This is a genomic window from Streptomyces sp. MS191, assembly GCF_008042125.1.
Lineage (GTDB): Bacteria > Actinomycetota > Actinomycetes > Streptomycetales > Streptomycetaceae > Streptomyces.
The window spans coordinates 35539-44789 of record NZ_RDBI01000068.1 but is presented as its reverse complement, the minus strand read 5'-3'; the positions used below and the strand labels follow the sequence as shown (position 1 = coordinate 44789).

Genomic DNA, 9251 nt, shown 5'->3' with positions numbered 1-9251 from the left:
GCCCTTCACTCACCCCCGACGTCCTCGCGAAGCTCCGCCAGCCCCGCCCCTATCCGGCCGTGTCGCTGACGATGCCGACGCACCGCCGTGAGCCGGACGCCGCCCAGGACCCGGTGCGGCTGCGCAACCTCCTCGCGGAGGCCGACCGGGTGCTCCGGAACGACCCCGCGGTGACCCGGGAGCGGCTGGCGGACGTGCTGACGCAGCTGGACCAGGCGGTGGCGGAGCTCGACCCGGCGCGCACCGAGGACGGGCTGGTGGTCTTCGCCGCACCCGGCGAGCACCAGGTGTGGACGGTGGCGCGCCCGACGCCCGAGCGGGTGGTCGTGGCCGACACCTTCCTCACCCGCAACCTCGTGTCCGCCCAGGCCGCGGAGCAGCCGTTCTGGGCGCTGGCCGTGGCCGCCGACCGGGTGTCGCTGTGGAGCGGGGACGCGGCCGGGGTGAGCGAGCACACCGGGGACGGATTCCCGCTCATGCGGAGCCTGGAGGACCCCGACGCGGAGCGCAAGGAGCGGATCGGCGATCTGCCCAGCACCTTCCAGGACGAGCAGACGCGCCAGTTCCTGCGCGAGGCCCACGAGAGGCTCCTGACGGTCCTCAGCTCCCACCGCAGGCCGCTGTACGTGATCGGCGAGGCCGCCGCCCTCGCACTCCTCGACGAGATCGGCCCGCTGGGCCAGGACAGGATGACCGTCCAGCAGGGCGGCCTCGCCCACGGGCCGGCCGACGCGGTGCGGCGGGCCGTCGATCCGCTGCTCACCGCGCGGGCGGCGGCCGTCGTGTCGACGGTGCTGGCCGAGCTGGACACCGCCCGGGGTCGCCGGGAGTTCGCGGCGGGCCTCGACGAGGCCTGGGAGGCCGCGAAGGCGGGCCGGGTGCGCCTGCTGACCGTGGAGGAGGGCTACCGGGCGGTCGTACGCGACTACGGCGACCACCTGGAGCCGGCCGAACCCTCCGACCTCGACTCCCGGGACGACATCGTCGACGGGATCGTCGAACAGGCCCTGGAGACGGGGGCGGAGGTCCGCTTCGTCCCGGACGGCACCCTGTCCGACATGGGGCGCATCGCCGCCGTCCTGCGCTACTGACGGCGCCCCGGGGGCGTCCCTTCCCCGGCCCCGGCCCCGCAGCCCGTTCCGTACGTCCCCGAGCAGCACGCGCACGTTCCCGAGAAGGAGAGGACCCGCCCCGTGAACACTCCGTCCCGCAGTACCCGCCCGCCCGCGCTCCGCCGGGCGGCAGGCGCCGCCGTGGCCGTCGTCCTGACCGCCGCCGGCGCGGCCGGCCTCGTCGCCTGCGACTCCGGCGACGAGGACACGGGCCGGAGCTCGTCCTTCAGCGACCGGCCCACCCCGCCGGACACCGCCTCCTTCTCGGGCGCGCCGCCGTCCGCCCTCGCGTCCGCGGCGGAGTCGGCCGAGGCCGCCGCCCGCGCCTCGGCGTCCGCCGCGGCGGCCTCGGCGTCGGCCCGCGAGGCGTCCCGCAAGGCGTCGATCGGGGCCGAGGTGCAGCGCTCCCAGCAGGCCGCCCAGGACGCGCTCAAGGGCGTCCAGGGCGGCGGGAACGCGCGGAGCGAGGTCGCCATGTCCGGCAAGCCGCGCGCCGACACGAACGGCGTCCTCACGGTGCTCGTCAGCATCACCAACAAGACCGACGCGACCGCCTCCTACGCCGTCCAGGTCGACTTCCTCGACGCGTCCGGCAAGGTCGTCGAGACCCAGTACACCGGCGCCGAGGACCTGCCCCCGGGTGAGCGGAAGCAGCCGCTCGTCATCAGCCGCAGCGCTCCCGAGCCGGTCCTGACGCCGCGGCTCACCAAGGCTCAGCGGTACTGACGGGTCGCGATGACCGCCGCGCCGCCCCGTTCGGCCCCGGTCGGCGCGGCGCGCGGACCCCGGCGCGCCGCGCCGGCCGCCGCCCTCGCCCTGACCCTGCTGCTCACGGCCGCCGCGCCCGGCGCCGGTGCCCTGCCCGGGGGCTCGGCGGCGCCCCCGGTCCGGTCGTCGGCGGGTGCCGCCGACTGCGACGCCGACCCCGCGTCCTGCCGCGGACCGGACTGGCTCTACCAGTACACGTACGGGCTCGGATTCCACCCCTTCACCAGCCCGCACGCGGTGCGCGAACAGCTGACGGACAACTTCTGGCTCTTCCCCGTGAGCGGCGCCTGCCCGCGCCGGATCCACGCGGACGCCACCTGCTCGCTGCTGGGCGGGAACCCCGTGCGGGTGGAGATCGTCGGGTACGACTTCCTGCAGATCGTCACTCTGCCGGGGCACGCGCTGGGCGCCGGGCAGCACATCCGCTTCGCCTTCGCCGGCCATCTCGGCACCCTTTACCTGGTGGTGAGCGCCTGGCAGAACCGACCGGGCAGTTGCACCGGGGAACGGCTCTGCGGGGTCCTGAACCGGGTCGGCGCCTGGACGCTGTGGCGCGTGCTGGCCGCGACGCTGGGGCTTTCGGCGTACGTCGCCTGAGGGCGCGCCGAGGAGACCGCCCTTCCGATGCCCCCTCCAGGAATGGGACATAGGGTGCATACTGCCAGCCAGGCGTCAAAGGAGGACGGGATGTCCGAGCTCATCGTTGTCGGCTACGACGAACACGCCGTCGCGCACAAGGCCTTCAAGGCGGTCCAGGAGCTGGGGAAGAACCACGTCGTGGAGCTCAGCGGGATCGCCGTCGTCTCCGTGGACGAGGAAGGCGAGACCCATGTCGACACGCCTTCGAAGACCGACAAGATCGCCGTCTCGGCCACCGCCGGCGCCCTGTGGGGCATGGTCTTCGGCATCCTGATCCTCACGCCGGGCATCGGCGTGGTCGGCGCCGCGGTCGGCGGGCTGATCGGGAAGCTGACCCAGATGGGTGTGGACAGGAACTTCCGGGAGAAGGTCCAGTCGCTGCTCACGCCCGGCTCGTCGGCCCTCGTGATCATGGCCACGAAGATCACCGAGGACAAGTTCGCCGCCGCCCTCCAGCCCTTCGGCGGCACGGTCCTGAAGACCTCCCTCGCCGAGAGCAGCGAGCGGGAGCTCGCCGAGCAGCTCGCCGGCTCCGAGAAGGCCGGCTGAGCGGCGGGGGATCCCCCGGCACGCCGGAGGGGGCGGGCGCCCGGTGCGCCCGCCCCCTCCGTGACGTGTGCGTTCAGCGGCGGTCGAGCACCGCCGCGAGCACCTCCCGCAGCGTCGCCGCGGGATCCGCCACCGGTCCCTCGGACCGCCACGCGACGAACCCGTCGGGACGCACCAGCACCGCGCCGTCGGGCGTGACCCCGTGCGCCTCGGCCCAGTCCGTGTCGCTCGCCGGGGACAGCTCGGCCGCCGGGCCTTCGCCGATCCGGTACGCCTCCAGCGGCACGCCCAGCTCCCGGGCGACGCGGCCGGCCGCGTCGTGCCACGCCCCGGCCCCGTCCTCGGCGCTCAGGAGCACCGGGGAGCGCTCGTAGAGGTCGAGCGTGGACACCCGGGTCCCGTCGCGGTCCAGCCACACGTGGGGCGCCCGGCTCCCGGGTTCGCCCGTCAGCCGCAGTCCCTCCGGGAGGACGGGCACCGTCGGGTCCGCGCCCACGACCGCGCCCCGCGGATAGCGGTGGCCCAGCACCACGTTGAGGATGCCGCCCTTCCGGCCTCCGGGACCGCCCGGGCTCCCGGCCTCCGGGCCGGGGGCGTACCCGGGGTGGCTGTGCTCGACCGAGCGCGTCGAGGCGCGCGCGCCCGTGGCCTGCGCGACCGGCCGGCGCTCCGCGTCGTAGGAGTCCAGGAGGCCGGGTCCGGCCCAGCCTCCCAGCACCGCGGCCAGCTTCCAGGCGAGGTTGTGCGCGTCCTGGATGCCGGTGTTGGAGCCGAAGGCGCCGGTGGGGGACATCTCGTGGGCCGAGTCGCCGGCCAGGAACACCCGTCCCTGCCCGTAGCGTTCGGCGACCCGCTCGGCGGCGTGCCAGGGGGCCCGGCCGGTGATCTCGACGTCGAGGTCGGGCACGCCCACGGCCCGCCGGATGTGCTCGCGGCAGCGCTCGTCGGTGAACTCCTCCAGCGTCTCGCCGTCCTCGGGATGCCAGGGCATGTGGAACACCCAGCGCGCCTCGTTGTCGACCGGCAGGAGGGCGCCGTCGGCGCCGTCGGCGGTCAGGTAGCAGACGATGAAGCGCCGGTCCCCCACCACGGCCGGGAGCTGCCGGGAGGTGAACGTGACGCTGACGTTGTGGAACAGGTCGCCCGCGCCGCCCTGCGCGATGCCGAGCGCCTCCCGGACCGGACTGCGCGGCCCGTCGGCGGCGACGAGGTAGTCCGCCCGGATGGTGGTGTGCTCGCCGGTCTCCCGGCTCTTGACCCGCGCGGTCACGCCCTCGGCGTCCTGCTCGAACGACATCAGCTCGGTGGCGAAGCGGAGGTCCGCGCCCAGCTCCCGGGCGCTCTCCACCAGCACCGGCTCCAGGTCGTTCTGGCTGCACAGGCACCACTTGCCGGGGCTGAAGCGGGCCAGGCCGCCGCCCGGATCGATCTCCTTGAACAGCCACTCGCCGGCATCGCCCGCCAGGCTCGTCGCCTGGAGGATGCCGTTGTTGCCCGACAGGACCGACGCCGCCTCCTCGATGCGCCGCTGCACACCGGCGACCCGGTACAGCTCCATCGTGCGCACGTTGTTCCCGCGTCCGCGCGGATGGATCGAGGTGCCCGCGTGCCGCTCGACGAGGACGTGCGGCACTCCGAGGCGTCCCAGGAACAGCGAGGTGGACAGGCCCACCAGTGAGCCGCCGACGATGAGGACGGGTGTGTGGTGACCGTCCTCGCCGGCCTCTTCGTATCGGTTCATCGATTGCCTCCAGCGTCCGTCCGGGACGCGCGTCAGGGATGGGATGCAGATGCCTGCCCGGCGGGCCCCGGGTTCGCGCACCCGGGGCACCCGGTTGACGCGCAGTTCACTCGTCCGCCCCGTGGGGCTCGCGCACACGGGGGCTCGCGTCAACGATCGGCTCATGGCGCCCCCGGCCCGTCGGCCGCGGCGGACGCCCTTCGCTTCCGCACCGTCCCGGCTTCCACGAAGAAGAGGAGAGGTACGCCGGATGACCATCACGAGTCGCATCTCGCAGTCAGCGTTCGACGGGTCCAGGTTGCGGGTGATCCTGCTGCTGGACCTGTACGAAGGAGCCCAGCAGCAGTTCCTCGACGCCTACGAGCACATGCGGAACCAGGTCGCGTCCATCCCCGGGCACATCAGCGACCAGCTCTGCCAGTCGATCGAGAACCCCTCGCAGTGGCTCATCACCAGCGAATGGGAGAGCGCGCCGCCCTTCCTCGCCTGGGTGAACAGCGAGGAGCACGTCGAGACCGTCCGGCCGATGCACAGCTGCGTGCGGGACACCCGCTCCATGCGGTACAGCATCCTCCGGGAGACCAACCCGGCCCAGTCCTCCGAGCGGCCCCGCGACCCGGCCGGCGAGCAGGTCGCGGCCCGGGTGGGCGACGGCGTGGCCCGTCACGCCCTCACCTTCACCGTGAAGCCCGGCTCCGAGTCGAAGGTCGCGGAGCTCCTGGCGGGCTACAAGTCCCCCAAGGCCAAGGTCGACGACAACACCCGGCTGCGCCGGACCTCGCTCTTCATGCACGGCAACCGGGTCGTGCGGGCCATGGAGGTGGAGGGCGACCTGATGGCCGCGCTGCGCCACGTCTCCCGCCAGCCCGAGGTCCGCGCGGTCGAGGAAGCCATCAACCCGTACCTGGAGCAGGACCGGGACCTCACCGACCAGGACTCGGCGCGGGTCTTCTTCACCCGGGCGGCGCTGCCGGCCGTCCACCACGTGGTCTCCGGGCGGCCCGAGCCCGCCGAGCTGCGGCGCCACGCGCTGTTCTACCCGGCCAAGGAGGGCTGCGGGATGGAGCTCGCGCGGCTCCTGGCCCACCAGGACCAGGCGGCGGCGGACGACCCGGACAGCCCGATCCACGGCAGCACGGTCTTCCAGCGCGACGACATCGTGGTGCGTCTCGTCGACACCGCGCGGGAGCTCGACCTCGACCCCGTCGCCTCGCTCGGCCTCAAGGGCCCCGGCAAGGCCGCCGAGCTGCAGCGTCTCCTCGACGGCGCCGCCATCGGCGTGGAGGGCGCGCTGGACACGGACCGCAACATCAACCGGCTGCTGTCCCACGCCGACATGCTGCCGATCACCGACCGCAGGTCTGCGGATTCCTGACGGAGCGCCGCGGCCCGCGCCGCGGCCGCTCCCCCGGACGTCACTGCCACCCCCGGAGGTATCAACCATGCTCAAGCAGGCTCCACGCATCGTGAACCTGAGCGACACGGAACCCAACCGCAGGCGCGGAGGTGACCTGCGGGCCATGCTCACGCCCGCCACCGTGGGCTCCACCAGCGGCTTCATGGGCCTGGCCATCGTGCAGCCCGGCGAGCGCATCGGCGAGCACTACCACCCGTACTCCGAGGAGTTCGTGTACGTCGTCTCCGGCGCGCTCGAAGTGGACCTGGACGGCGAGACGTTCGCCCTCCGGCCGGACCAGGGCCTGCTGATCCCGATCGACGTGCGGCACCGCTTCCGCAACGTCGGGGACGTCGAGGCCCGGATGGTCTTCCACCTCGGCCCGCTGGCTCCCCGGCCGAGCCTCGGCCACGTCGACACGGAGCCGACCGACGACACCGCGAGCCCGCACTTCGTCGTCTCCGCTCCGCACCTGTCCGCGCAGGAGCACGGACAGGCGTCCGAGCGAAGCGGGGCCATCGAGTGACGCGCCGGGTGGCTGTCACCGGCATCGGCGTGGTGGCTCCGGGCGGCACCGGAGCGGCGGCGTTCTGGGACCTCCTGTCCGACGGCCGCACCGCGACCCGCGGCATCAGCCTGTTCGACCCGGCCGGGCTGCGTTCGCGCATCGCCGCGGAATGCGACTTCGACCCGCTCGAGCACGGCCTCGATCCGGAGCTGAGCCGGCACGCCGACCGGTACATCCAGTTCGCCGCGGTCGCCGCCGACGAGGCCGTGCGGGACTCCGGACTCGACACGGACCGCGAGGACCCGTGGCGCGTCGCGGTCTCCCTGGGCAGTGCCGTCGGCGGCACCACCCGGCTGGAGCACGACTACGTCCTCGTCAGCGAGGGCGGCAGCCGCTGGGACGTCGACCACCGCGTCGCCGAGCCGAAGCTGCACATGGCGTTCGCGCCGAGCACCCTCGCCTCGGTCGTCGCCGAGCGGTTCGGCGCGCGGGGTCCGGTGCAGACCGTCTCGACGGGGTGCACCTCCGGACTCGACGCGGTCGGGTACGCCTTCCACACCATCGAGGAGGGCCGGGCGGACGTGTGCATCGCGGGTGCGTCCGACTCCCCCATATCCCCGATCACCATGGCCTGCTTCGACGCGATCAAGGCCACCTCGCCGAACAACGACGACCCGGCGCACGCCTCCCGCCCCTTCGACGCCGACCGCAACGGCTTCGTGATGGGCGAGGGCGCGGCGGTCCTCGTCCTGGAGGAGTACGAGCACGCCCGCGCCCGCGGTGCGCACATCTACTGCGAGATCGGCGGCTACGCCACCTTCGGCAACGCCTACCACATGACCGGTCTGACGGGTGAGGGACTGGAGATGGCCCGGGCCATCGACTCCACGCTCGACCAGGCCCGTCTCGACCCGACGCTGGTCGATTACGTCAACGCGCACGGCTCGGGAACCCGGCAGAACGACCGGCACGAGACCGCCGCGGTGAAGCGCTCGCTCGGCGCCCACGCCTACGACACGCCCATGAGCTCGATCAAGTCCATGGTGGGGCACTCGCTCGGCGCGATCGGCGCGATCGAGGTCGCCGCCTGCGTCCTGGCGATGAAGCACCAGGTGGTGCCGCCGACGGCGAACTACGAGACTCCCGACCCCGAGTGCGACCTGGACTACGTGCCGCGCACCGCCCGCCCCCGGAAGCTGAGGAACGTGCTCTCCGTCGGCAGCGGGTTCGGCGGATTCCAGTCCGCGGTCCTCCTGACCGGGGCCGGTGGGAGGACACGATGAGCACGCAGCGCCCACGGAACGCGGTCGTCACCGGAGTCGGTGTGATCGCACCCAACGGACTGAGCGCCGAGGCGTTCTGGAAGTCCACGTCGGAGGGGCTCGGCGTCCTGGACCGGATCACCCGCGAGGGATGCGGTCACCTGCCGCTCCGCGTCGCGGGCGAGGTCCGGGCCTTCGACGCCTCGGCCCTCATCGAGGAGCGGTTCCTCGTCCAGACGGACCGGTTCAGCCACTTCGCGATGGCCGCGGCCTCGCTCGCCCTCGACGACGCCGGCATCGGCCGCGACGACCCGGCGGATCCCTTCGCCATCGGTGTCGTCACCGCCGCCGGTTCCGGCGGCGGCGAGTTCGGCCAGCGGGAGCTCCAGAAGCTGTGGGGACAGGGATCGCGGTTCGTCGGCCCGTACCAGTCGATCGCCTGGTTCTACGCCGCCAGCACCGGCCAGATCTCCATCCGGAGCGGCTTCAAGGGACCGTGCGGCGTCGTCGCGAGCGACGAGGCGGGCGGCCTCGACTCGATCGCCCACGCGGCCCGGGCGGTACGGCGCGGGACCGGGGCGATGGTCGTCGGGGCCGCGGAGGCCCCGCTGGCCCCGTACTCGATGGTCTGCCAGCTCGGATACCCCGAGCTCAGCACCGTCGAGGACCCCGACCGGGCCTACCGGCCCTTCACCGGCGGCGCCTGCGGCTTCGTCCCCGCGGAGGGCGGCGCCATGCTCGTCGTCGAGGACGAGGCGCGGGCCCGCGAGCGGGGCGCGACCGTCCGGGCCACCGTGGCCGGGCACGCCGCCACGTTCACCGGCGCCTCCCGCTGGGAGGACTCCCGCGAGGGTCTCGCCCACGCGATCCGCGGCGCGCTCGACGAGGCCGGCTGCGCGCCGGAGGAGATCGACGTCGTGTTCGCCGACGCGCTCGGCGTGCCGGCGGCGGACCGAGCGGAGGCCCTCGCGATCGCCGACGCCCTCGGCGCGCACGGCACCCGGGTCCCGGTCACGGCGCCCAAGACCGGTACGGGCCGCGCCTACTGCGGGGCCCCGCTGCTGGACACCGCGGCCGCGGTGCTCGCCATGGAGCACGGTCAGGTACCCCCCACCCCCAACGTGTTCGACATCTGCCACGACCTCGATCTGGTGATGTCCCGCGCTCGCCCCGCCGAGCTGCGCACGGCCCTGGTCCTCAGCCGGGGACTCATGGGATCCAACGCGGCGCTCATCGTGCGCCGCGGCGGCGAATCCGCCCGGTAGGACCGGGCGGG

The 9251-nt window shown here is 73.7% G+C and carries 9 protein-coding genes; 8 read left to right on the top strand and 1 reads right to left on the bottom strand.

Annotated features, from left to right (window positions below):
• From EAO71_RS32495 to EAO71_RS32480, 4 genes are all read left to right on the top strand, one after another.
• A partial coding sequence (locus tag EAO71_RS32495; protein WP_261992453.1) for a baeRF3 domain-containing protein occupies nucleotides 1–1091 on the top strand: 1091 nt, incomplete at its 5' end.
• A gap of 102 nt (nucleotides 1092–1193) precedes the next feature.
• Nucleotides 1194–1838, top strand: coding sequence for an FxLYD domain-containing protein (locus EAO71_RS32490; protein ID WP_147981414.1), 645 nt, complete (start codon nucleotides 1194–1196; stop codon nucleotides 1836–1838).
• A 9-nt stretch (nucleotides 1839–1847) separates the two neighbouring features.
• Nucleotides 1848–2477 carry a hypothetical protein gene (locus EAO71_RS32485; protein WP_147981413.1) on the top strand — a complete coding sequence of 210 codons (630 nt, stop codon included), beginning with the start codon at nucleotides 1848–1850 and terminating at the stop codon, nucleotides 2475–2477.
• Nucleotides 2478–2567: 90 nt separating this feature from the next.
• The gene (locus EAO71_RS32480) at nucleotides 2568–3068 is read left to right on the top strand and encodes a DUF1269 domain-containing protein (protein WP_147981412.1); all 501 of its coding nucleotides are present in this window, start codon (nucleotides 2568–2570) and stop codon (nucleotides 3066–3068) included.
• A gap of 73 nt (nucleotides 3069–3141) precedes the next feature.
• Here the strand turns inward: EAO71_RS32480 and EAO71_RS32475 are convergent, their stop codons facing one another.
• Nucleotides 3142–4809 carry an FAD-dependent oxidoreductase gene (locus EAO71_RS32475; RefSeq protein WP_147981411.1) on the bottom strand — a complete coding sequence of 556 codons (1668 nt, stop codon included), beginning with the start codon at nucleotides 4807–4809 and terminating at the stop codon, nucleotides 3142–3144.
• Between the two features lie 250 nt (nucleotides 4810–5059).
• Here EAO71_RS32475 and EAO71_RS32470 point away from each other — a divergent pair, with 250 nt between their 5' ends.
• From EAO71_RS32470 to EAO71_RS32455, 4 genes are all read left to right on the top strand, one after another.
• The gene (locus EAO71_RS32470) at nucleotides 5060–6184 is read left to right on the top strand and encodes a SchA/CurD-like domain-containing protein (protein ID WP_147981410.1); all 1125 of its coding nucleotides are present in this window, start codon (nucleotides 5060–5062) and stop codon (nucleotides 6182–6184) included.
• A gap of 67 nt (nucleotides 6185–6251) precedes the next feature.
• The gene (locus EAO71_RS32465) at nucleotides 6252–6731 is read left to right on the top strand and encodes a cupin domain-containing protein (protein ID WP_147981409.1); all 480 of its coding nucleotides are present in this window, start codon (nucleotides 6252–6254) and stop codon (nucleotides 6729–6731) included.
• The gene (locus EAO71_RS32460; protein ID WP_147981408.1) at nucleotides 6728–7996 is read left to right on the top strand and encodes a beta-ketoacyl-[acyl-carrier-protein] synthase family protein; all 1269 of its coding nucleotides are present in this window, start codon (nucleotides 6728–6730) and stop codon (nucleotides 7994–7996) included. The genes EAO71_RS32465 and EAO71_RS32460 overlap by 4 nt, the downstream gene beginning before the upstream one ends.
• Nucleotides 7993–9240: a ketosynthase chain-length factor gene (locus EAO71_RS32455; RefSeq protein WP_147981407.1), complete on the top strand. Its 1248-nt coding sequence runs from the start codon at nucleotides 7993–7995 to the stop codon at nucleotides 9238–9240. Before EAO71_RS32460 ends, EAO71_RS32455 begins: the two co-directional genes overlap by 4 nt.
• Nucleotides 9241–9251 lie beyond the last annotated feature (11 nt).

Bases quoted from the DNA above. Each gene is read 5' to 3' on its own strand.
- EAO71_RS32455 (WP_147981407.1), top strand. From the start codon at position 7,993: ATGAGCACGCAGCGCCCACGGAACGCGGTCGTCACCGGAGTCGGTGTG.
- EAO71_RS32485 (WP_147981413.1), top strand. From the start codon at position 1,848: ATGACCGCCGCGCCGCCCCGTTCGGCCCCGGTCGGCGCGGCGCGCGGA.
- EAO71_RS32475 (WP_147981411.1), bottom strand. From the start codon at position 4,809: ATGAACCGATACGAAGAGGCCGGCGAGGACGGTCACCACACACCCGTC.
- EAO71_RS32465 (WP_147981409.1), top strand. From the start codon at position 6,252: ATGCTCAAGCAGGCTCCACGCATCGTGAACCTGAGCGACACGGAACCC.
- EAO71_RS32480 (WP_147981412.1), top strand. From the start codon at position 2,568: ATGTCCGAGCTCATCGTTGTCGGCTACGACGAACACGCCGTCGCGCAC.
- EAO71_RS32470 (WP_147981410.1), top strand. From the start codon at position 5,060: ATGACCATCACGAGTCGCATCTCGCAGTCAGCGTTCGACGGGTCCAGG.